General features: G+C 72.9%; 18 protein-coding genes. 5 read left to right on the top strand and 13 right to left on the bottom strand.

Annotated features, from left to right (window positions below; translation table 11 throughout):
- The first annotated feature begins 55 nt into the window (after positions 1-55).
- On the top strand, positions 56-664 hold the full coding sequence (locus ABTX60_RS10225) for a TetR/AcrR family transcriptional regulator (RefSeq protein ID WP_352096642.1): 609 nt from the start codon (positions 56-58) through the stop codon (positions 662-664).
- 153 nt (positions 665-817) lie between these two features.
- Here ABTX60_RS10225 and ABTX60_RS10220 read toward each other — a convergent pair whose 3' ends face one another.
- The 3 genes from ABTX60_RS10220 to ABTX60_RS10210 are packed head-to-tail and all read right to left on the bottom strand — an operon-like array spanning position 818 to position 4,725.
- Positions 818-2,167, bottom strand: a complete 1,350-nt coding sequence (locus ABTX60_RS10220) for a DUF2510 domain-containing protein (protein ID WP_352096641.1) — start codon at positions 2,165-2,167, stop codon at positions 818-820.
- A gap of 53 nt (positions 2,168-2,220) precedes the next feature.
- Positions 2,221-3,375 (bottom strand): anhydro-N-acetylmuramic acid kinase, encoded by a 1,155-nt coding sequence (locus tag ABTX60_RS10215; protein ID WP_352096640.1) that lies wholly within the window; start codon positions 3,373-3,375, stop codon positions 2,221-2,223.
- Positions 3,376-3,420: 45 nt separating this feature from the next.
- On the bottom strand, positions 3,421-4,725 hold the full coding sequence (locus ABTX60_RS10210; protein WP_352096639.1) for an MFS transporter: 1,305 nt from the start codon (positions 4,723-4,725) through the stop codon (positions 3,421-3,423).
- 180 nt (positions 4,726-4,905) lie between these two features.
- Here ABTX60_RS10210 and ABTX60_RS10205 point away from each other — a divergent pair, with 180 nt between their 5' ends.
- Positions 4,906-7,590 carry an ATP-binding protein gene (locus ABTX60_RS10205; RefSeq protein ID WP_352096638.1) on the top strand — a complete coding sequence of 895 codons (2,685 nt, stop codon included), beginning with the start codon at positions 4,906-4,908 and terminating at the stop codon, positions 7,588-7,590.
- 102 nt (positions 7,591-7,692) lie between these two features.
- Here the strand turns inward: ABTX60_RS10205 and pcaDC are convergent, their stop codons facing one another.
- From pcaDC to ABTX60_RS10170, 7 genes are all read right to left on the bottom strand, one after another.
- Positions 7,693-8,811, bottom strand: coding sequence for a bifunctional 3-oxoadipate enol-lactonase/4-carboxymuconolactone decarboxylase PcaDC (gene pcaDC, locus ABTX60_RS10200; protein WP_352096637.1), 1,119 nt, complete (start codon positions 8,809-8,811; stop codon positions 7,693-7,695).
- Positions 8,808-10,103: a 3-carboxy-cis,cis-muconate cycloisomerase gene (gene pcaB / locus ABTX60_RS10195; RefSeq protein WP_352096636.1), complete on the bottom strand. Its 1,296-nt coding sequence runs from the start codon at positions 10,101-10,103 to the stop codon at positions 8,808-8,810. Before pcaB ends, pcaDC begins: the two co-directional genes overlap by 4 nt.
- Positions 10,100-10,705, bottom strand: a complete 606-nt coding sequence (gene pcaG / locus ABTX60_RS10190) for a protocatechuate 3,4-dioxygenase subunit alpha (protein WP_352096635.1) — start codon at positions 10,703-10,705, stop codon at positions 10,100-10,102. Before pcaG ends, pcaB begins: the two co-directional genes overlap by 4 nt.
- 6 nt (positions 10,706-10,711) lie before the next feature.
- Complete coding sequence (gene pcaH / locus ABTX60_RS10185) at positions 10,712-11,485, bottom strand: protocatechuate 3,4-dioxygenase subunit beta (protein ID WP_352096634.1); 774 nt, start codon at positions 11,483-11,485, stop codon at positions 10,712-10,714.
- Positions 11,486-11,596: 111 nt separating this feature from the next.
- Entirely contained in the window at positions 11,597-12,799 is a 1,203-nt protein-coding gene (locus tag ABTX60_RS10180) for a thiolase family protein (RefSeq protein WP_352096633.1), read from the bottom strand.
- Positions 12,796-13,440: a CoA transferase subunit B gene (locus ABTX60_RS10175; protein WP_352096632.1), complete on the bottom strand. Its 645-nt coding sequence runs from the start codon at positions 13,438-13,440 to the stop codon at positions 12,796-12,798. The genes ABTX60_RS10180 and ABTX60_RS10175 overlap by 4 nt, the downstream gene beginning before the upstream one ends.
- Entirely contained in the window at positions 13,440-14,195 is a 756-nt protein-coding gene (locus ABTX60_RS10170) for a CoA transferase subunit A (protein ID WP_352096631.1), read from the bottom strand. The genes ABTX60_RS10175 and ABTX60_RS10170 overlap by 1 nt, the downstream gene beginning before the upstream one ends.
- A 204-nt stretch (positions 14,196-14,399) precedes the next feature.
- Here ABTX60_RS10170 and ABTX60_RS10165 point away from each other — a divergent pair, with 204 nt between their 5' ends.
- Positions 14,400-14,864 (top strand): MarR family winged helix-turn-helix transcriptional regulator, encoded by a 465-nt coding sequence (locus ABTX60_RS10165; protein ID WP_352096630.1) that lies wholly within the window; start codon positions 14,400-14,402, stop codon positions 14,862-14,864.
- Positions 14,865-14,901: 37 nt separating this feature from the next.
- On the opposite strand, the gene ABTX60_RS10160 is transcribed toward ABTX60_RS10165, so the two are convergent.
- Entirely contained in the window at positions 14,902-15,828 is a 927-nt protein-coding gene (locus ABTX60_RS10160; RefSeq protein WP_352096783.1) for a DUF3048 domain-containing protein, read from the bottom strand.
- Positions 15,829-16,083: 255 nt separating this feature from the next.
- Here ABTX60_RS10160 and ABTX60_RS10155 point away from each other — a divergent pair, with 255 nt between their 5' ends.
- A complete protein-coding gene (locus ABTX60_RS10155; RefSeq protein ID WP_352096629.1) occupies positions 16,084-17,274 on the top strand; it encodes a zinc-dependent alcohol dehydrogenase in 1,191 nt (396 codons plus the stop codon).
- Positions 17,275-17,299: 25 nt separating this feature from the next.
- On the opposite strand, the gene ABTX60_RS10150 is transcribed toward ABTX60_RS10155, so the two are convergent.
- Positions 17,300-18,364, bottom strand: a complete 1,065-nt coding sequence (locus ABTX60_RS10150; RefSeq protein ID WP_352096628.1) for an ATP-dependent DNA ligase — start codon at positions 18,362-18,364, stop codon at positions 17,300-17,302.
- Positions 18,365-18,438: 74 nt separating this feature from the next.
- Between ABTX60_RS10150 and ligD the strand changes: the two genes are divergently transcribed.
- Positions 18,439-19,470, top strand: coding sequence for a non-homologous end-joining DNA ligase (gene ligD / locus ABTX60_RS10145; RefSeq protein WP_352096627.1), 1,032 nt, complete (start codon positions 18,439-18,441; stop codon positions 19,468-19,470).
- On the opposite strand, the gene ABTX60_RS10140 is transcribed toward ligD, so the two are convergent.
- The gene (locus tag ABTX60_RS10140) at positions 19,457-21,601 is read right to left on the bottom strand and encodes an OmpL47-type beta-barrel domain-containing protein (RefSeq protein WP_352096782.1); all 2,145 of its coding nucleotides are present in this window, start codon (positions 21,599-21,601) and stop codon (positions 19,457-19,459) included. The genes ligD and ABTX60_RS10140 overlap by 14 nt on opposite strands.
- Between the last annotated feature and the right edge of the window lie 17 nt (positions 21,602-21,618).

Here is a 21,618-nt window from a genome sequence, read left to right as displayed (position 1 = left end):
CACACCGCCGGCCGGGAATTTTCCGTCCGCCCGAGGAAAGCCAGGAGCCCCGCCCATGACGTCGCAGGCTGCGGACCGGCCCGAGCCGCTCGGTGCCACGCGCCGCTCCAAGATCACGCCCGAGCGTGAGCAGGAGTTCTACGACGCCGTGCTGGAGCAGCTCCGTGAGTGCGGCTACGACTCCGTGACCATGGAGGGGATCGCCGCCAGCACCCGGTGCAGCAAGTCCACGCTCTACCGCCAGTGGAAGACCAAGCCACAGCTCGTGGCGGCGGCGCTGCGCTCGCACCGGCGGACGCGCTGCATCGACACCGGCTCGCTCGCGGACGACCTGCGCGAGGCGGCCCGGGCGGCGGGAGAGCTGTCGGGCCGGGACACCAAGCTCCTCCAGGCGCTCGTTCACGCGGCCCCTCAGGACCCGGAGCTGCAGCGCGCCCTGCGCGAGGCGCTGGTGGAACCGGAGATCGCCGCGCTGAAGGAGATCATCCGGCGCGGGGTCGAACGGGGGGAGGTGCCCGCCGACCACCCGGCGCTGGAGTACATCCCGGCGCAGATGTTCGGCGTCCTGCGCATCCGGCCCGTCCTGGAGGGCCAGTACGCGGACCCGGACTACCTGGTCCGGTTCGTGGAGGCCGCCGTGCTGCCGGCCCTGGGCCTGAGCTGAAGCCCGGGCCGCCGTCCGCCGGATGACCGGACGGCGGCCCGACCGCGCCGACCCGTGGGGACGGGGGCGGCGCGCACCCCCCGGCCGGGTGGGGTGCCCCTGTGAGCGGCGGGGGCGCCCCACCCGGCCGACCGGTGTACGGGGCGCCGGGCGTCAGACGCCCTGGCCGTTGCCGCTGCCCGTCGACACCTTGATGCCCTTGGTGATGTCGTCGAGCACGGTCTCCTTCTGGTCCGCGTCGACGCCGAACCGTACGACCACCATCTGCTTCGCGTTCGCGGGGGAGGGGAACACGAGCGACTCCACGATGCCGTCGGCGCCCTTGCTCGTGACGGCCTTCCAACGGACCAGGTAGCCCTGCTGCCCGGCCACGGTCACGGCCTTGGAGTCCAGCACGTCGTGGGAGGTGATCCCGCCGTAGGACTTGCCGCCGTACGACTCCTCGGCGTTCTTCGCGATGTCCGCCTTCGCGATCTCCTCGGCGGTGGCGCCCTTGCTGCCGAGCAGCAGGGCCGGTGCCGAGTAGGCGCCGCCCTTCGTGCAGGTCGAGGAGGTGTCGCCGGGGCACTTGTAGGACTCGTCGGAGGTCACCTGGGCGCCGGCCTGGGCCTGCTGGCCGTACCAGCCCTTCGGGATCGGCAGACTGATGCCGCTGACCGCATCGGTCACCGACCCGCTCCTGATCTTCGGCGGCTGGGACTGCTCGGGCCGCGGACTCTGCCCACCGGACCCACCGTCGCCGCCGGACCCGCCCGAGCCACCGGATCCGCCCGGCCCGCCCTGGCCACCGGATCCGCCCGGCCCGCCCTGGCCACCGGGTGCGCCCGGCCCGCCGGGCCCCTGCGAGGTGGGCGAACCGCCCCCGCCGCCGTTGTCCGTCAACGCGTAGACGCCCACGCCGATGCAGGTGAGGACGACTGCGGCAGCGGCGACGGCGGCACCTATCCGCAGCCGCCGCCCTTTGCCGCCCGGAGGCACGGCCGGATAGGAGGGGTAGGCGGGGAACCCGGCAGCCGCCGGGTAGGCGCCGCCGACGGGCTGTCCGCCGGCCCCCGGCTGCCCGGCAGCACCTGGATGTCCGACGGACCCCACGCTCCACGCCCCGGCCGGCTGCCCGGTCGTGGGCTGCGCGGGAACGCCGCCGGGCTGTCCGGTGGTCCCCGGGGCTTGGACGCCTGCCGGATGTTCGGCTGCGGGCTGTGCGGCGTCGCTGGGCGGCCCGGGGGTTCCCGGTGCCTCGGCGGCAGCCGGCGACCCGGCGTCGGCCGGTTCTCCGGCTCCCCGCGGGGCGGCCGGTGCCGTCGACGTGCCTTCGGGGGGCGTCCGGTCCGAGGGTGCGGGTCCGGCGGACGCCGGACCGGTCGGGGGACCCCAGGTCGCGGGCGGCTGCGCCGGACGGATGCGGTCCGTCCAGGCCCGGCCGTCCCACCAGCGCTCGGTGGCGGGCCCGTCACTTGTCTGTCCGGGATCGGCGTACCACCCGGGAGGAGTCTCCTGCGTCATGCCCCCACCGTATGAGGCGTCGGTGAAAGAGGCATGAGAGGAGTCGGAACCGGCTATTCCAGCAGCAGCCGCCTCGGCCGCCGGGCCGCCCGTGGCGGAAGCCGCAGCCCGACCCGGCCGGGGGTCACCGACCCCAGCACACTGGGGTGCCGGGCCCCCGTGCTCGCCGGTTCCGTGCCCGGCAGTCCGTGCAGGGTCAGGAACCCCAGCACGGCGAAGGCGTACGCCTCCTTGGCGTCCGACGGCAGGCCGAGGTCGTCGGAGGTCCGCAGGACCACCCCCCGCAGCAGGTCCCCGAGCATCGACATCAGCACGGGGTTGCGGGTCCCGCCGCCCGACGCGATCACCTCTGTCGCGTGCACCGACCGCACCGCGTCCGCCACGGTCCGGGCCGTGAGCATCGTGAGCGTGGCGACGACGTCCTCGGCGGGCAGCGTCCCGAACCCGGCCAGCGCGTCCCGCAGATGACCGAGGTGGAACAGCTCCCTGCCCGTCGTCTTCGGCGCGGGCAGCGCGTAGTAGGGCTCCTCCAGCAACCGGTTCAGCAACGGCCCGTGCACGCGGCCCCGCGCGGCCAGCAGACCGTCCGTGTCACAGGCGAGCGCTCCGCCGCTGAACCCCCGGGCCGCCTCGTCGACCAGCACACAGCCCGGCCCGGTGTCGAAGGCCGTCCCGTCGGGCGCGGTGAGGTTGGCGATCCCGCCGATGTTGAGCGCGACGGGGCGACCCTGCCGCCCGCGCAGCCACAGCAGGTCGATCAGGCTGACGAGGGGCGCGCCCTGCCCGCCGGCGGCGATGTCACGCGGCCGGAAGTCGGCGACCACGGGCAGCCCGGTCGCCTCGGCGATCCAGGCCGGCTGCCCGAGCTGGAGCGTGCCGTGGACCTGACCTCCGGCGACCCAGTGGTGAACGGTCTGGCCGTGCGAGGCCACCAGCTCGGCCCGCCCTTCGCACAGTTCGCGGTCGGCCCGGACCGCGGTCGCCGCGAAGGCCTGTCCGATCCGGGTGTCCAGCCGGCACACCTCGCCCGGTGTCGTGGTACCCGGCGGCAGCGCGGCGGACAGCGCCTCGCGCAGTGCCCCGTCGTACGGATCGCTCACCAGGCCGAGCGGCTTCAGCACCAGGCTGTCGCCGACGAGGTCCAGCTCGGCCGCCGCCGCGTCGATCGCGTCGTACGACGTGCCGGACATGAGACCGATCACCCGCATCCGATCACCCGCGTCCGTCTCACCGGACCGATCACCCGCATCCGTTCAACCAGCCCTCTCCACCGATGTCTTCGCCACCCCGGCACTCCGCGCGGGCGGCCTCATGAGAAGCGCCGGTACGCTCACCGCGCACGCTGCGGCCGCATAGTACGCGGGCACGTCCACGCTCCCCGTCCGCTCGACCGTCTCCGTGATGATGAGCCCGGCACACCCCGAGAACACCGCATTGGACAGCGCGTAGGCGAGTCCCAGGCCCGTGTACCGCACCCCGGTGGGGAACATCTCCGACAGCATCGCGGGCCCCGGCCCGGCCATCAGGCCCACCACCGCACCCGCACCGCACACGGCGACACCCTTCACCGGGTCCGAAACGCCGGGGTCCTGCAGCAGGTTGAGCAGCGGCACCGCGAGGACCGCCACCAGCACCGCGCCTGTCACCATCACCGCACGCCGCCCGAGCCGGTCGCTGAGCAGCCCCGCCGGCAGGATCGTCGTCGCGAAACCCAGATTGGCCAGTACGGTCGCCACCAGCGCCTGCTGGAACGTCGCGCCCAGTGAGCTCTGCAGATACGACGGCAGCACCACGAGGAACGTGTAACCCGCCGCGGCCCAGCCCATGATCCGGCCCGCACCCAGCACGACGGCCCAGGCCACCTCGCGCGGGGGAGGAGTCTCCTTCGACCGCTCCGCCACGAACACCGGCGTCTCGTCCAGCCGCAGCCTCAGCCACAACGCCCCCACCCCCAGTGGCAGGGTGAGCAGAAACGGCAGCCGCCATCCCCACGCGCCCAGCTGCTCCTCCGACAGCACGGTGGCGAGCAGCGCCGCCGTCCCCGCCCCGGCCAGCAGACCCAGCGCCACGGTGAACGACTGCCACGCCCCGTACAGACCGCGCCGGCCCGGCGGAGCGAACTCCGTCATCATCGACACCGCCCCGCCGAACTCCCCACCCGCCGAGAGGCCTTGGACCATCCGCAGGAAGGTCAGCAGCCAGGGCGCGAGAGCACCTGCCTGTGCATAGGTCGGCAGCACGCCGATCAGCGTCGTCGCCACCGTCATCAGCACGATCACCAGGACCAGCACCGGGCGCCGCCCGGCGCGGTCGCCCAGACGGCCGAAAAGCGCCGCCCCGACGGGACGGAAGAAGAAGGCGAGGGCGAAGGACGCGTACGTCTTGACCAGAGCCTCGGCCGCGCTGCCGCCCTCCGGCGTGAAGAACCGCGCCGCGATGATCGTCGCGAAGTAGCCGTAGACGCCGAACTCGTACCACTCGATGAGATTGCCCACCGACCCCGCGACCAGCGCCCGCCGGCCGCGCCGGGTGTTCCCTCGTTGCTGAATGAACGTCACATCCCTTGCGTTTGCGAGCCGTTGACCCGAGAGTGGCTGGTGACGGGACAAGTGCGTCGCCCGGCCGCACCCGGTGTCACCCGTCACGGCAAGAGGTGCCCCGACCACCCTCCACTCAGGCAATCGGACGGCTACGCTCGATGTCTGTACGTCGTTCGGGCGACTTGGGGAGGTAGCGGGATGACGGAGGTACGGCCCACGGCCGCCGCCTCGGCTTCCCTGTGGGAGCGCGATGAGGAGGTCGCCGCGGTCGAGCGGGCGGTCGACAGCCTGTGCGCGGACCGTTCCTCGTCCGGCGGATTGCTGGTCTTCCGCGGCGAGGCCGGACTCGGCAAGACCGCCCTGCTGGCCGAAACCCGCCGCATCGCCGAGGCCCGCGGCTGCACGGTCTGGTCGGCGCGCGGCGGCGAGACCCTCAGGTCGGTCCCCTTCAACGTGGTACGGCAGCTGTTGCAGCCGGCGCTGGTGTCGATGCTGCCGGAGGAGGCCCGCGAGTACCTCGGCGACTGGTACGACATCGCCGGCCCCGCCCTCGGCATCGCGGAGCCCGGCGACCGGCAGGCCGACCCGCAGGGCGTGTGCGACGGCCTGGTCGCGGCCGTGCGCCGGCTCTCCCGCCGCGACTGGCCGCTGGTGCTGCTGATCGACGACGCCCACTGGGCGGACCAGGAGACCCTGCACTTCCTCGCGGGACTCGCCGAGCGCCTCGACGAGATGTCCGTCCTGGTCGTCGTCACGCGCCGCCCCGAAGAGGTCTCCGGCGCGAGCGCCCGCCACCTCGACACCGTCGCCGCCGCCGCACACGGGCCCGCCACGACCCTGAGTGCCCTCACCCCGGACGCGACGGCCGGACTCACCCGCGCCACCCTCGGGGAACACGCCGACGCCGCGTTCTGCCGCGAGGTCTGGGCCGTCACCGCGGGCAACCCCTACGAGGCCGTGGAACTCCTCGCCCGAGTGCAGGACAGCGAGCTCGAACCGGTCGAGGCCCGGGCCGGTGAACTGCGCGAACTGAACCGCTCGGCCCGCGGCGGCGGCCTCGTCGCCCGCCTGGAGGAACTGGGCATCGACGCCACCAGGTTCGCCTGGGCCGCCGCCATCCTCGGCACCAGCATCTCCATCGACCTGGTCGCCAAGCTCGCCACCCTGCGACCGGACGACGCCCGCCGCTGCGCCGAACTGCTGCGTACCGCCCGGATCCTCACCGAGCCCGACCCCGCGACCGGCCGCAGCGCCGACGGCGACCTCGAATTCGTCCACCCGCTGATCGCCACCGCCGTCTACAACTCCATCCCCGACGCCCTGCGCACCGCCATGCACGGCATCGCCGCGCGGATCGTCTCCGACGAGGGACACGGCGCCGCGGCGGCCGCCCGCCACCTCCTGGAAGTCCACCCGGACGACGACGAGGAACTCGTCACGCAACTGCGCGAGGCCGCCCGCGAGCACCTCGCCGTCGGAGCCCCCGACGCGGCCCGCCGCTGCCTGGAACGGGCCCTGGAGGAACCGCCCCGGCCCGAGTCGCACCCGCAGGTGCTGTACGAACTGGCCGAGGCCACCTTCCTCACCGCGCCCGCCCGAACCATCGGCCATCTGCGCACCGCGCTCGGCATGCCCGGCCTGCACGGCGGCCAGCGGGTCGACGCCGTCTTCCGGCTCTCCCAGGCGCTGCTCCACAACGACCAGCTGGAGGAAGCCGTCCGCACGGTCGAAGCGGAGGCCGCCCGGCTCCAACCGGGCCCCGAGCGGATGCGGCTGCAGGCCGCGCAGTTCATGTGGGAGGGGCTGCACGCCGGTGAGGCGGCCTCACCCGGCCGCTCCCAGCGGCTCGCCGACCTCGCCCGCCCCTGCACCGGCCGGGACAACTCCGAACGCGCCCTGCTCATCCTGCGCGGCTTCGACGCCCTGATGCACGGCGAGAACGCCGAGGAGGTCGCCGAGCTGTGCGACCGCGCCCTCGTCAACGGCCGCCTCGCGCCCGGGCTCGGCTGGACCGACACCGAGTGGGGCATCGAGCTGCTGCTGATGCTGGCCAACGCCTACGGCTTCACCGACCGCCTCGACCGCGCCGAGACCCTCTACAACGAAGCCCTGCGCGCCTACGAGACGGCGGGCTGGAGCGGCGGCCACCTCGCCCTGGCCCACGCCTACGTCGGCATCGGCCACCGCAGGCGAGGCCGTCTGAAGGAGGCCGAGGCGTCCCTGCGCGAGGCACTGCGCCTGGCCGAACGCGTCGGCCGCGGCCTGCCCCTGTACTGGTCCGCGACCTGCAGCCTCGTCGACACCCTGCTCGCCCGCGGCCGGGTCGAGCAGGCCTGGGACGTCGCCGAACGGCACGGCTTCGCCCCGCCCTACCCGTCCACCATCGTCCTGCCCGATCCGCGCTCGGTGCGCGGCCGGCTGCTGCTGGCCGTCGGCCGCACCAAGGACGGCATCAACGAACTGGAGGCCGCGGAGAAGGCGGCTGCGGCCCGCGGGCACCACAACCCCGTGCTCGTCCCCTGGGCGGCCGACCTCGCCCGGGCCCTGCGCACCGAGGACCCCGCCCGTGCCGCGCGGCTCGCCGTCGACGTACGCCGCCAGGCCGAGCGCTTCGGCACGGACACGGCGATAGGGGAAGCCCTGCGCTGCGCCGCCGACCTGGAGACGGGCCAGCGGGCGGTCCGGCTCTACGGCCAGGCCGTCACCTACCTGGAGGCCTCGCCCTGCCAGTACGAACACGCGGCGGCCCGGATCGAGTTCGGCATCGCCGCCCGCTCGGCGGCCGACCTGCGCCGCGGCCTGGACCTGGCGGTCTCGTGCGGGGCCGACGGACTGGCGGACCGGGCACGTGCCGCGCTCAGGGCCGGTGTCGGCCCGGCGTAGGGCGGACGCGGAGCGGCGGGTCTCCACGGCCGGAGCGGCGAGGCGGGCAGGTGTGGCGAGACCCGGCCCGGGCTCATGACCCGCGGGGTCGCCCTCCGGCGCTCACGAGGTGCCCTCCTCTTCCGCCAGCACCCGCTGGGCCGTCGCGAACGCCGAGTTCGCCGCCGGCACCCCGCAGTACACGGCCGTCTGCAGCAGCACCGCGCCGATCTCCTCCGGGGTGAGGCCGTTGCGGCGGGCCGCGCGGACATGCATGGCCAGCTCGTCGTAGTGGCCGTGCGCGACGAGCGCGGTGAGGGTGATCATGCTGCGCTCACGGCGGGACAGCGTCGGGTCGGTCCAGATCTCGCCCCACGCGTAGCGCGAGATGAAGTCCTGGAAGCGGGCCGTGAACGGGGTCTGGCGGGCCTGCGCCCGGTCGACGTGCTGGTCGCCGAGCACCTCGCGCCGTACGGCCATGCCCAGGTGGGCGCCCCGGCCGAAGTGGGCGCGCAGGGCGGTCAGCACCGCCTCCGGGCACTGGGCGGGCGCCAGGTGCGAGGCGCCCGGCAGCTCCACGAGCGTCGCGCCCGGCACGGCGTCGGCGATCTCCCGCAGATGCGCGGGCGGCGTCGCGGGATCCTCGCGGCCGGCGACCAGCAGGGTCGGCACGGCGATCTCCGGCAGCCGGTCGCGCAGGTCGAACGCGGCGAGCGCGTCACAGCAGGCGGCGTACGCCTCCGGGTCGGCTTCCCGGTGGTCCCGGACCAGGCGCGGCACGGTGAAGTCGCCGGCGAACCAGCGCGCGCCGGCGTTGTCCGCAAGCGCGGCCAGCCCCTCCCGCCGTACCAGCGCGGCCCGCTCCTCCCACGGCCCGGACCCGTTGAAGTGGGCCGACGAGCAGATCGCGGCGAGCGACGTCAGGCGCTCGGGATGGTGCACCGCGAGATGCAGCCCCACGGCCCCGCCCAGCGACACACCCGCGTAGGCGAACCGTTCGATGCCGAGCGAGTCGGCGAGCGCCAGCACCTGCCCGGCGAGGTCGCCGACGCTCGCGCCCGCCCGGACGAGACCGGCCGCCGAACCGCCGTGCCCCGGCAGGTCCCAGCGCACCACCCGGTGGGTGATCGACAGCTCGGGCGCCACGCCGTCCCACAGGGCGTACGACGTGCCGAGGGAGGGGCCGAGCAGCAGCGGGGGAGCGGAGGCGGGCCCTTCCGCATGGTGGTTCAGAAGTGTCAACGTCGCTCCAGAGCACGGTCGGTGAGGACTCCGGCGGAGCCGGTGTAATGGGCCGGATCGAGATCCATCCCGGCCAACTCGGGTGCCTCGGCGGGCGGTTGCCCCTCGGAGGCCAATCGTGTGAGGAGCTCCTTGGCGCGGGCGCGGCCCAGCACCGGGGTCAGTCCGGCGGACAGCCGCTCGGAGACGATCAACCCGTGGTTGAGGTCCAGGTGTTCGCGCATGGCCTCGGGCCTGACCCGCAGCCCTTCGGTCAGTTCGGCGGCGTCCCGGGCGGCACCGCCGGTCAGCCGCAGCAGATCCCGCAGCGGCTCCCACTCGGCGTGCCAGGCCCCCGCCGGGCGTTCGTCCTCCGCGGCCATCGCCCCGTACAGCGTCGCCGCGAGCTGGGGTGCCCGGCGCGCGGCGGAGGCGATCAGAGTGGACCGTACGGGGTTGGACTTGTGCGGCATGGCGGACGAACCCCCGCCGCTGCCCTCCGCGACCTCGGCGATCTCGGTGCGCGACAGGGTGAGGACGTCCACGGCGAGCTTGCCGAGCGCGCCCGCCGTGAAGGCGAGACACCCGGCGAGGTCGGCGACCGGTGTCCGCAGGGTGTGCCAGGGCAGGCCGGGTGCCCGCAGGCCGAGTTCCCGGGCGTAGGCCTCCGGCAGCCCGGCCGGATCGCTCGCGCCGTACGCCCCGAAGGCCGCCAGCGTTCCCGCCGCGCCGCCGAGTTGGGCGGGCAGCGACTCCCGCACGGCCCGCACCCGGTCCCGCGCGTCCAGTACCAGTGACCGCCACCCGGCCGCCTTCAGCCCGAAGGTTGTCGGCACCGCGTGCTGGGTGAGGGTCCGCCCCGGCATCGCGGTGTCGCGGTGCCCGGCGGCCAGCCGGGACAGGGCCTGTTCGGTGCGGCCGAGGCCGGCGAGGACCACGTCGAGGGTCCGCGCGGCGACCAGCATCGTCGCCGTGTCCATGATGTCCTGGCTGGTCGCGCCCCGGTGGACGTAAGGCCCGTACGTCTCGCCCACGGCCTCGGTCAGATCCGCGACCAGGGGGATGACGGGGTTGCCGCCCGCGCGGGCGCGCTCGGCGAGGGACCGTACGTCGAAGGCACCGGTACCGGCCGCCTCGGTGACCGCCGTCGCCGCCTCGGCCGGGGCGAACCCCATGGCGGCCTGGGCGCGGGTCAGCGCGGCCTCCGCGTCGAGCAGCGCCCGCAGATACGCCTCGTCGCCGGTGGCGGCGGCCGCCGCCGAGTCGGCCCACCCGGGGGCGAGCAGGCCGGGGTCGCCGGGGTGCGCTGTCACGTGAACTCCAGGAAGACCGTCTCGCCTTCGCCCTGAAGGCGGATGTCGAAACGGTACGTGTCGTTGCCCTCCTCCGCCGCGATCAGCGTGTCGCGGCGAGCGTCCTCCAGCCCGGACAGCAGCGGATCGGCCGCGAGCACCGCCGCGTCGCCCGGCAGGTAGATCCGGGTGTACAGGTGCACGAGCAGCCCGCGCGCGAACACGCACACGCTGAGGTACGGGGCGCTGCGCCCCCGCGCGCCGGGCCGCAGCGTGCGCGCGTACCAGTGGCCGTTCGCGTCGGTCTGGATGCGCCCCCAGCCCGTGAACTCCACGCCGTTGCGCCCGAGGAAGCCTCCGGAGGCCGGGTCGCGCCGCATGGAGCCGTCGGCCTTCGGCAGATTGCCGTCGGGGTCCGGTCCCCACAGCTCGATCAGGGCGTCCGGCAGCGGGTTGCCCGCGCCGTCGGTGACGTGGCCGTGCAGGGTGACGGTGTCCGGATGCCCGAGGGGCGCGATGTCCTCACCGCCGCGGAACGGCAGGGCGTGGCCGTAGAACGGGCCGACGGTGTGCGACGGGGTGGGCAGCACGCTGTCGGGCCGGCTGCTGTCGATCTTCGCCATGTCCGGTCAGCGCCCTTCTTCGATCCAGGTGGCCCGGGGGCCGTCCAGCACGATGTCCCAGTGGTAGCCCATCGAGAACTCCGGGACCGACAGGCTGTGGTCGTATGTCGCGACCAGCCGCTGCCGGGCGGCGTCGTCCGTCACGGACTGGATGATCGGGTCGTAGGGGAACAGGGGGTCGCTCGGGAAGTACATCTGGGTCACGAGCCGCTGGGTGAACGCCGTGCCGAACAGCGAGAAGTGGATGTGCGCCGGCCGCCAGGCGTTGACGTGCTGGCGCCAGGGGTAGGGGCCCGGCTGGACGGTGGTGAAGCGGTAGTGGCCGTCGTCGTCGGTGAGGGTGCGGCCCACACCGGTGAAGTTGGGGTCGAGCGGGGCGTCGTGCTGCTCCCGCTGGTGGGCGTAGCGGCCGGCGGAGTTGGCCTGCCAGATCTCCACGAGCTGACCGCGCACCGGCCGGCCGTCGCGGTCCAGCAGCCGTCCGGAGACGGTGATGCGCTCGCCGATCGGCTCGCCGTCGTGCTGCCGGGTGAGGTCGTTGTCGATCTCGGTGATGTCCCGCTCCCCGAAGGCGGGGGAGAACAGCTCCACCAGCTCGGGGTCCTTGCTCACGTCGATGGTGACCGGCGGCTGCTTGGGGTGCCGGAGCACCGAGGACCGGTACGGCACGTAGTCGCGGCGCGGCTGGTGCTCGACGGGTCCCCCGTCGGCGAGCCGCTTCTCGTACGCGGCGCGCTCGGCCGCGATCTCCTGATCGATGTCGTGCTGAGTGAGAGTCATGGGATTCCCTGAGGTTCGTACCGTTCTCGTCGACGGGGGCGAGGATCGCGCCCCTCAGGGGCGCGGGGAACTGCGCGACCAGCCACAGGCGGCCCGCAGCCGGAAGAAGGGCTACCGTTCCAGAACGAGGGCGAGCCCCTGCCCCACCCCGATGCACAGCGTGGCTACACCCACTCCACTGCCACGCCGGGCCAGCTGATGAGCCACCGTCCCGGCCAGCCGGGCGCCGGACGCACCCAGCGGATGCCCCAGCGCGATCGCGCCCCCCTGCGGGTTGAGGATCGCCGGATCGAACTCGGGCCACTCGGCCACACACCCCAGCACCTGCGCGGCGAACGCCTCGTTCAGCTCCAGCACGGACAGGTCGCCGAACCCCCTGCCGGCCTTGGCCAGCGCCCGGTTCACCGCCTCCACGGGCGCGAGCCCGAAGTACTGCGGGTCGGTCGCGGAGACACCCGTCGCGCGGACCCGGGCCAGCGGTTCGCGGCCCGTCGCCCGCAACCCCTCCTCGTCGACGAGCAGCAGCGCCGCCGCACCGTCGTTCAGCGGGGACGCGTTGCCCGCCGTCACCGTGCCGCCCTCCGTGCGGAACGACGGCTTCAGCCTGGCCATCGCCGCCAGGGAGGCGTCCGCCCGGACACTTTCGTCGGCGGCGAAGACCACCGGCTCACCCTTGCGCTGCGGGATCGTCACGGGCGCCAGTTCACCGTCGAAGAGGCCCTCGGCGTGTGCCCGCGCCGCCTTCTGATGGCTGCGCAGCGCGAACTCGTCCTGCTGTTCCCGGCTGATCCTGTGCTTGTCAGCGATGAGTTCGGCCGACTCGCCCAGCGGGATCGTCCACTGCGGTTGCATCCGCGGGTTGACCATCCGCCAGCCGAGCGTCGTCGAGTACAGCTCGGCGTGCCCGGCCGGGAAGGGCTTGTCGTTCTTCGGCAGCACGTACGGCGCCCGGGTCATGGACTCGACGCCCCCGGCCAGCGCGATGGACGCGTCGCCGAGCGCTATGGCCCGGGCCGCCTGGATCACGGCCTCCAGGCCGGACGCACAGAGCCGGTTGACCGTCACGCCCGGAACGGACGTGGGCAGCCCCGCGAGCAGCGCGGCCATCCGGCCCACGTTGCGGTTCTCCTCGCCGGCCCCGTTCGCGTTCCCGAAGTACACGTCCTCGACCCGGGCCGGGTCCAACCGCGGCGTTCGGTCCAGGAGTTCGCGGACGGCATGCGCGGCCAGGTCGTCCGGGCGCACGCTCGCGAGGCCCCCGTTGTAGCGGCCGACCGGCGTGCGGACGGCGTCGACGATGTAGACGTCCTTCACCTCAGTCCCTCCGGCACGGTCAGTGCGGCGTCCGTCCTGGCGGCGATCTCGTCGGCGGTGACGCCCGGCGCGGTCTCCACCAGCACGAGCCCGTCGTCGGTGACGTCCAGGACGCCGAGGTCGGTGATGATCCGGTTCACGCAGCCCTTGCCGGTCAGCGGCAGGGCGCACTCGGTGAGGAGTTTCGGCGAGCCGTCCTTGGCGGTGTGGGTCATGACGACGACGACCGTACGGGCGCCGTGCACCAGGTCCATCGCCCCGCCGATGCCGGTGATCAGCTTGCCGGGGACGGCCCAGTTGGCCAGGTCGCCCCGCTCGGACACCTGCATGGCGCCGAGCACGGCCACGTCGATGTGCCCGCCCCGGATCATCGAGAAGGACAGCGCCGAGTCGAAGAAGGAGGCCCCGGGCAGGACCGTCACCGTCTCCTTCCCGGCGTTGATCAGGTCCGGGTCGACGGCGTCCTCGGTGGGGTAGGGACCGGTGCCCAGGATGCCGTTCTCCGACTCGAGCACCACTTCGACGCCCGGGGGGAGGTAGTTGGGGATGAGCGTGGGCAGGCCGATGCCGAGGTTGACGTACTGGCCGTCCCGCAGCTCCCGCGCCGCCCGCGCGGCCATCTCCTCACGCGTCCAGGCCATCAGGACCTCACCGTCCGCTGCTCGATCTTCTTGTCCGCCGCCTGTTCCGGGGTGAGCGCGAGCACCCGCTGCACGAAGATGCCCGGCAGATGCACCGCGTCCGGGTCGATCCCGCCGGGCTCCACCAGCTCCTCCACCTCGGCGATCGTGACCTTCCCGGCCATCGCGGCCAGGGGGTTGAAGTTCCGGGAGGACTTGTTGAAGACGAGGTTGCCGTGCCGGTCGCCGCGCGCGGCCCGCACGAGGGCGAAGTCGGTGCGGATGCCCCGCTCCAGCACGTACTCGGTGCCGTCGAACTCCCGGACCTCCTTCGGTGGCGAGGCGAGCGCCACCCCGCCCTGGCCGTCGTAGCGCCAGGGCAGTCCGCCGTCGGCGATCTGGGTGCCGACGCCGGCCGGGGTGTAGAACGCGGGGATCCCGGCGCCGCCGGCCCGCAGCCGCTCGGCCAGCGTGCCCTGCGGGATCAGTTCGACCTCCAGCTCGCCGGCCAGGTACTGCCGGGCGAACTCCTTGTTGGCGCCGATGTAGGAGCCCGTGACCCGGGCGATCCGGCCGGCGGCCAGCAGCACCGCCAGGCCCGACTCCATCGCCCCGCAGTTGTTGGAGACCACCGACAACCCGGCCACGCCGCGCCCGTACAGCGCCTCGATCAGCGCGTTCGGCACACCGCTCAGCCCGAAACCGCCCACCGCGAGCGACGCGCCGTCCGGCACGTCGGCCACCGCCTCCAGGGCCGTGGCGACCACCTTGTCCATCCGAGAAGCCCCATCTCTTCCAAGCGACCCGACCAAATTAATCAGGGCACTGAGTATTTCCGCGAGCTGCCCCTCACGCTGCCACCGAGACGGAAGGGCGTCAAGGCCTGGGAGAATAGGCCGGTCAACCTTTGCGGAACCGGCAGACAGCGGACATCGTGTTGAGTATCGTTCAGTGCACCTACGAACGAGCGAGGGGTGCACATGGCGGCCGCGGACCTCACCACCCACCCCGGGCACCTGGCCCGGCGGCTTCAGCAGGCGCACTACCTGCTGTGGAACGCGATGGTCTCCGAGGAGATCACCTCGCCCCAGTACGCGGTCCTCAACACGCTCGTCGCCGAGCCCGGCCTGGACCAGCGCACGGTGGGGGAGCGGGTGGGGCTCGACCGGTCCACCATCGCCGAGGTGATCAGCCGGCTCAGCCGGCGCGGACTGCTGGACAAGGTGCGTGATCCCCAGGACGGCCGCCGCTCCCTGCTGCGTCCCACGGACGAGGGGGCGCGCACCCATCGCAAGCTGACCGTGCGCACCGCCCGGATGAACCAGGTGTTCCTCGCCCCGCTGACCGCCGACGAGCGCAGCGTGTTCTTCGACCTCATCCGGCGGGTCGCGGACGCGGCCGAGGGGCTCCGCAATCCCGATGAGCCCCTGGTGGCGCCGCGCTGAGGGAGGCGTCCGGGGCGGTACGGAGGGCGAGGGCCGGTCAGGGCGCCTTGGTGAACACCACCCACACCTGCCCCTCGGCGAAGTTCACCGGCGTGCCGTCGCCGGTGGTGAACGCGGTGCCGTCCGTGGCCTCCTCCCGCTTCCAGTTCACGTCCCAGGCCCGTCCGTCGCGCAGCACCTGCGCCTTGCCCGAGCCGACCGTCTCGGCGTACGGCGTGTTGTTGCCGAGGAAGTCCCGGAAGGCGGACTCGCGCACCTTCACGTACTGCACGACGACCGTCGCGGCCGCCATCCGCTCGCCGCCGGCCGTCGTCGCGGGCGCGCCGTCCATGCCGATCAGCCAGCGGTCGCGGGAGTCCGACCAGGTGAAGGTGAACCGGGCGGCCGGGTAGCGCACGGTCCGCGAGTCCGTCGCCGTGCCGCCCTCGGGTGCCGCTCCGTAGTGGAAACCGGTGGTCAGGGCGGCCTCGCCAGGGGGCTTGGGCACGATACGCCCGGGCCGCAGGTAGAGGTTGTGCGGGGCGCTGCCGGGGCCGCGGAAGTAGGCGTCGGCCGCGTTGCCCGGTGTCTCCGCCCGCAGCGGCGCCTGGTCGATCAGCGGCAGGAGCTTCTTCTGCGCGCCGGAGAAGGCGAGGGTGGGCCGGTCGAACTGGCGCAGCAGCTCGAGGTCCGACTCGCGTGCGCTGCGCACCGGCCCCACCGACTCCGGCAGCCGGGTCGCGTACACCGCCATCAGCCGGCTCAGCCCACCCTCGACCTGCTCCGCGTAGACCACGTCCGCCGCATCGACGCCCGTGTGCGGACGGGCCGCGGCCGCGTTGTCGATCTTGACGGCGAGCGCGGAGGGGCCGGTCGCAGACGCGGACGCGCCCTGTTTCGAGTCCTTCGGGGCGCCCCGTCCGTCGTCACGCGGTCCGCTCCCGGCGGTGCAGCCCGCCGCCAGGGCGGCCGTCACCGTTGCCATCAGCAGCGCCGCCGCGCTCGTGGCGCGTCGCCCGCGTGCCCCTCGTCTCTTGCTCACCGTCGCCACCGCGCCCCATGTCCTCGACGTGTCTTGATTGTGCGCTTATCTGAACATCGATGGCCATAGTCGATCGTCCCCGTCGAGGAGGTGTCTCCGCCGCGTCCGTCGATCGGCTCAAGGTTCAGCGCGGGGGGTCCGGGTACCCGGACGGCGCCGTACGACCGACGCGCACGCCGACGGAGGGAGCGCGAGGCGATGAGGGCAGTGACCTGGCAGGGCAAGCGGGACGTCCGGGTGGAGAACGTGCCCGATCCGGCGATCCAGGAGCCGACGGACGCGATCATCCGCATCACCTCCACCGGGCTGTGCGGGTCCGACCTGCACCTGTACGAGGTGCTCACCCCGTTCATGACCCCGGGCGACATCCTCGGCCATGAACCCATGGGCATCGTCGAGGAGGTCGGTGCGGGCGTCCCGGACCTCCAGGTGGGGGACAGGGTCGTGGTGCCGTTCCAGATCGCCTGCGGCAACTGCTGGATGTGCCTGACCGGCCTGCCCACCCAGTGCGAGACCACCCAGGTACAGGGCGAGGGCATGGGCGCCGCACTGTTCGGCTACACCCGCCTGTACGGCTCGGTGCCGGGCGCCCAGGCCGAGTACCTGCGCGTCCCGCAGGCGCAGTTCGGCCCGATCAAGGTCCCCGAGGGCCCGGCCGACGACCGTTTCGTCTACCTCTCCGACGTCCTGCCCACCGCCTGGCAGGCGGTCGCCTACGCCGACGTCCCCGAGGGCGGCAGCGTCGCCGTGCTCGGTCTCGGGCCCATCGGCGACATGGCCTGCCGAGTCGCGCAGGTACAGGGGGCCGGGAGCGTGTTCGGCGTGGACCTGGTCCCGGAGCGGCTGCGCCGGGCGAAGGCACGGGGCGTGGAGACCTTCGACCTGAGGTCCTTCGACAGCGAGAAGGAACTCGTCGAAGCGATCCGCGACCGGACCGACGGCCGCGGCCCCGACGCCGTGATCGACGCGGTCGGCACCGAGGCCCACGGCAGTGCGGCCGCGCGCCTGGTGCAGAACGCCGCCGCGATCCTGCCCCGCAAGCTGGGCGGCCCGATCGCCGAGCGGTTCAGCGTCGACCGCCTCGCCGCGCTGCACACCGCCATCGAACTGGTACGCCGCGGCGGAACCATCTCGCTGTCCGGCGTCTACGGCGGCATGGCGGACCCGCTGCCGCTGCTCACCCTGTTCGACAAGCAGATCCAGATGCGGATGGGCCAGGCCAACGTCCGCCGCTGGACCGACGACATCATCCCGTACCTGACCGACGAAGACCCCCTCGGCGTGGACGACTTCGCCACCCACCGGGTGCCGCTGTCGGAGGCGCCGCACGCGTACGAGATGTTCCAGCGCAAGCAGGACGGCGCGGTGAAGGTCATCATGCAGCCGTGAGGGCCGCCGGTGCTGGTCGGCGCTGCTAGGCGCCGAGGATCTCGGCCAGGTCGTAGCGGACCGGCTCCTCCAGCTGTGCGTAGGTGCAGCTCTCGGGAGTCCGGTCCGGGCGCCAGCGGCGGAAACGGGCAGTGTGCCGGAAGCGCTGCCCGTTCTCCATGTGGTCGTACGCCACCTCCGCCACCCGGTCCGGGCGGAGGGGCACCCACGAGAGGTCCTTGCGGCCGGACCAGCGGCTCGGCGCCCCCGGCAGCCTGGCCTTTTCATGGGCGGCCTCCTCGGACCACGCCGCCCACGGATGCCCCGACACGTCGTCCAGGCGCAGCGGTTCCAGCTCCGCCACGAGCTCGGCGCGCCGCTTCATCGTGAAAGCGGCGGACACCCCGACGTGCTGGAGGGTCCCCCCGTCGTCGTACAGGCCGAGCAGCAGCGAACCCACGACCGGGCCGCTCTTGTGCAGCCGGTACCCGGCGACCACGACGTCCGCCGTCCGCTCGTGCTTGATCTTGAACATGGCACGCTCGTCCGGCCGGTAGCGCACGGCCGGCGGCTTGGCGATGACACCGTCGAGCCCGGCTCCCTCGTACTCCTCGAACCACTGCCGCGCCACCTCGATGTCGGTGGTCGCCGGGGCCAGATGCACCGGCGCCCGCACCCCGGACAGTTCGGCGGTCAGCCGCTCCCGCCGCTCGGTCAGCGGCGCGTCCATCAGCGACGCGTCGCCCAGCGCCAGCACGTCGAACACGACGAGCGAGGCCGGCGTCCGCTCCGCCAGCGTCCGCACCCGCGAGTCCGCCGGATGGATCCGCTCCGTCAGCGCGTCGAAGTCCAGATGCCCCTCCCGCGCGATCACGATCTCCCCGTCCACCACGCACCGCTCGGGAAGCCGCTCCCGCACGGCCGTCACCAGCTCCGGGAAGTACCTGGTCAGAGGCTTTCCGGTACGGCTGCCCAGCTCGACCTCGTCCCCGTCGCGGAACACGATGGCCCGGAAGCCGTCCCACTTCGCCTCGTACTGCATGCCCCCGGGGATCGCCGCCACGGACTTGGCGAGCATCGGCAGGACAGGGGGCATCACCGGCAGATCCATGGCTCGATTCTGCTCTGATATCTCTCGAGCCGCCCGATATGCGAGGTGTGCGCGCTGCGCCTACGGTGTCGAGCATGGGTGACGCGGTGGAACTGGAGGTCGACGGCCGGACCGTACGGCTGTCCAGCCCGGACAAGGTCTTCTTCCCGGAGCGCGGATTCACCAAGCTGGATCTCGCCCGCTACTACATCGCCGTCGGCCCCGGCATCCTGCGCGCCCTGCGCGACCGGCCGACCACCCTGGAGCGCTACCCGGAGGGCGTGAACGGCGAGAACTTCTTCCAGAAGCGGGCGCCGAAGAACATGCCCGACTGGATCCCGACCGCGCACATCACCTTCCCCAGCGGCCGCAGCGCCGACGAGATGTGCCCCACCGAGGCCGGAGCGGTGGTGTGGGCGGCCCAGTTCGGCACCCTCACCTTCCACCCCTGGCCGGTGCGCCGCGACGACGTCGACCACCCGGACGAACTGCGCATCGACCTCGACCCGCAGCCCGGCACCGACTACGACGACGCCGCCCGCGCCGCCCACGAACTCCGGCAGGTGCTTGACGAGTTCGGCGGGCTGCGCGGCTTCCCCAAGACCTCGGGCGGCCGGGGCCTGCACGTGTTCGTGCCCATCGAACCGCGCTGGACCTTCACCCAGGTCCGGCGCGCCGCCATCGCCGTCGGCCGGGAGATGGAACGGCGGATGCCGGAGCGGGTCACCATCAAGTGGTGGAAGGAGGAGCGGGGCGAGCGCATCTTCATCGACTACAACCAGACGGCACGCGACCGCACGATCGCCTCCGCCTACTCCGTACGCCCCCGCCCGCACGCCCCCGTCTCCGCGCCCCTGCGCTGGGACGAGGTGGGTGTCGCGCACCCCCAGGACTTCGATCTCGCGACCATGCCCGCGCGCTTCGCCGAACTCGGCGACGTGCACGCGGACATGGACGACAAGCGCTACTCCCTGGAAGCCCTGCTCGACCTCGCCCGCCGTGACGAACACGATCACGGACTGGGCGACCTGCCGTACCCGCCCGAGTATCCGAAGATGCCGGGGGAGCCCAGACGGGTACAGCCGAGCAGGGCCCGCAAGGAGAAGGAGCCTCCTACAGCTCCTTGATCCGGATGTCCCGGTACGAGACGACATCCGTCGTGCCGTGCACCTGGAGCCCGATGTAGCCGGAGGCGAACCGCCGCCCGTCCGTGCCCGGGTCGTCCGAGCGGGGCGGGCTGAACTCCTGGCCGCCGGTGTTGTCGAACTCGTTGATCAGCACACCGTTGCGGAACACTGAATAGTGCTGGCCCTCCACGCGGATCTCGTAGTCGTTCCAGGTGCCCTTCTGCGTCACGCCGGCACCGGCGAGACCGACGCGGTCGAATCCGTAGACCGAGCCGGTCTTGTACATGTCGCCGTCGGGCCGGTCGAGCACCTGCACCTCGTGCCCGTACTTGATGGCGACCCACTCGGGGCGGGATTCCTCCGGGTGGTCGTGGACCCACGGGAAGCGCACGAAGACGCCCGAGTTGGCGTTGCCGGCGCCCGGGGCGTCGTCACGCCACTGGAGCTTCAGCGAGAAGTCGCCGTACTTGCGCTGCGGGAACCACAGCATGCCCATGCCGGGCGTGGTGGTGCTGGAGGTGATGGTTCCGTCCGGGTTCAGTCCGAACGAACCGCCGCCCACCTGCTGCCACCTGGCGAGGGACTCCGCGGTGCCGTCGAAGAGCGAGCGGTAGCCCTCGGTCTGTCCCGGCTTGCCGATGCCCGACTCGCGGGCCGCCGTCCGGATCGCCTTGGACTCCCGATCGTCGACGACACCTTCCTTCAGCAGCCGGTCGAGCACGGCCGTCACGTGCTTGAGGAACAGCGCCTGGGATGTCCACTCCTTCTCGTCCTCGATCAGCTCGCCGATCCGGCAGCGGTTGTCGGTGACCCGGTTGCGCACCCCGGAGTCGACCGTGCCCACGATCACCGTCAACCGCTCGTCGTACTCGGGGCAGTCCGGCGCCGGGACCTGACCGGAGACGACCGTGAAGGTCACCGTGCGGGCCGCCGCGGTGTTCCCGGCCTTGTCCGTCGCCCGGTAGGCCACGGTGTGCGCCCCCGCCCGGTCGACCACCACCGGCGCCGAGTAGGCGAGGTAGGGCCCGCCGTCCAGCGAGTACTCGATCTTCCCGACGCCCGAACCGTGCTCGTCGGTCGCCGTTACCGTCACCCGGGCATGGTTGACGTACGCCCCGCTCGAGTTCCTGGTGCCCTCCACGGCCACGCCCGTCACCGGCGGCGTGGTGTCCTGCGCGGGTGCCGCGACGACCGCGAACCGCACGCTCTTCTCCGCCGCCACGTTGCCCGCCTTGTCGGTGGCCCGGTAGCGGACGGTGTGCTCACCCACCTGGTGGACCATCACGGGCCCGGTGTACGGCTGCCAGGCACCCGACCCGACCGCGTACTCGATCGTGTTGACCCCGGATCCCGTGTCGGAGGCCGAGACGGTGACCGTCGCCATGTCGATGTACGCCCCGTCGGCGTTGCGCTCACCGCTCACCGTCGCCGAGGTCTCCGGCGCGGTGGTGTCGTCCGACTGCGGCGCCACGACCGTGAACGCGGCGCTCTTCTCGGCGGAGACGTTCCCCGCCTTGTCGAAGGCCCGGTAGCGGATCCGATGGCTGCCGACCTGGTCGACGACGACCGGCGCGGTGTACGGCTGCCAGGCACCCGTCTCGCCGGTCGCGTACTCGATCCGGTCGACGCCGGAGCCGCCCTCGTCGGTGGCGTGCAGGGCCACGCTCGCCGAACCGACGTACTGACCCTGCGTGTTCTGCGTGCCGCTGACGTGCGCCGACGCCTCGGGCGCGGTGGTGTCCTCGCCGGTGCCCTCGGTGACGACGAGGATGCCCTGCATCTGGCCGTGGCCGGGGATCGTGCAGTGGTAGAAGTACCGGCCGGGCGTGAGGGTGACCTGGGCGGTGTGCTTGCCGCCCTGCGCGTCGTTGGGGTTGGCCAGGATGTTGAGCTGCACGTCGCTGTTGAACTCGGGATCACTGGTGACGAACGTCAGCGTGTGCGGCATGCCCGAGGTGTTGCCGGTGGCCGCGCTGTTCTCGAAGACGATCGTGGCGGCACCGGCGACCGCCGTCTTCGGCGCCGAGAGGTACTTGTCGATGTCGTTGCCGGCGGTCCAGGTGAGCACCTGGTCGGCGGCCTCCTTCTCGGGTTGCCCGGCGGCGGGCGGCGCCTGCACGCCGAGCATCATCAGCAGGGCGGCCAGCA

The sequence above is a fragment of the Streptomyces sp. NPDC126510 genome (assembly GCF_040302345.1).
Taxonomy (GTDB): domain Bacteria; phylum Actinomycetota; class Actinomycetes; order Streptomycetales; family Streptomycetaceae; genus Streptomyces.
This window is presented reverse-complemented; position numbering and strand designations above follow the sequence as displayed.

Excerpts from the sequence above, each read along its gene's own strand:
- pcaG (WP_352096635.1), bottom strand. The coding sequence starts at position 10,705 with ATGGCGAAGATCGACAGCAGCCGGCCCGACAGCGTGCTGCCCACCCCG.
- ABTX60_RS10205 (WP_352096638.1), top strand. The coding sequence starts at position 4,906 with ATGACGGAGGTACGGCCCACGGCCGCCGCCTCGGCTTCCCTGTGGGAG.
- ABTX60_RS10160 (WP_352096783.1), bottom strand. The coding sequence starts at position 15,828 with ATGGCAACGGTGACGGCCGCCCTGGCGGCGGGCTGCACCGCCGGGAGC.
- ABTX60_RS10140 (WP_352096782.1), bottom strand. The coding sequence starts at position 21,601 with ATGATGCTCGGCGTGCAGGCGCCGCCCGCCGCCGGGCAACCCGAGAAG.
- ABTX60_RS10170 (WP_352096631.1), bottom strand. The coding sequence starts at position 14,195 with ATGGACAAGGTGGTCGCCACGGCCCTGGAGGCGGTGGCCGACGTGCCG.
- ABTX60_RS10225 (WP_352096642.1), top strand. The coding sequence starts at position 56 with ATGACGTCGCAGGCTGCGGACCGGCCCGAGCCGCTCGGTGCCACGCGC.
- pcaH (WP_352096634.1), bottom strand. The coding sequence starts at position 11,485 with ATGACTCTCACTCAGCACGACATCGATCAGGAGATCGCGGCCGAGCGC.
- ABTX60_RS10215 (WP_352096640.1), bottom strand. The coding sequence starts at position 3,375 with ATGCGGGTGATCGGTCTCATGTCCGGCACGTCGTACGACGCGATCGAC.
- ABTX60_RS10155 (WP_352096629.1), top strand. The coding sequence starts at position 16,084 with ATGAGGGCAGTGACCTGGCAGGGCAAGCGGGACGTCCGGGTGGAGAAC.
- ABTX60_RS10165 (WP_352096630.1), top strand. The coding sequence starts at position 14,400 with ATGGCGGCCGCGGACCTCACCACCCACCCCGGGCACCTGGCCCGGCGG.
- ligD (WP_352096627.1), top strand. The coding sequence starts at position 18,439 with ATGGGTGACGCGGTGGAACTGGAGGTCGACGGCCGGACCGTACGGCTG.
- ABTX60_RS10150 (WP_352096628.1), bottom strand. The coding sequence starts at position 18,364 with ATGGATCTGCCGGTGATGCCCCCTGTCCTGCCGATGCTCGCCAAGTCC.
- ABTX60_RS10220 (WP_352096641.1), bottom strand. The coding sequence starts at position 2,167 with ATGACGCAGGAGACTCCTCCCGGGTGGTACGCCGATCCCGGACAGACA.
- ABTX60_RS10175 (WP_352096632.1), bottom strand. The coding sequence starts at position 13,440 with ATGGCCTGGACGCGTGAGGAGATGGCCGCGCGGGCGGCGCGGGAGCTG.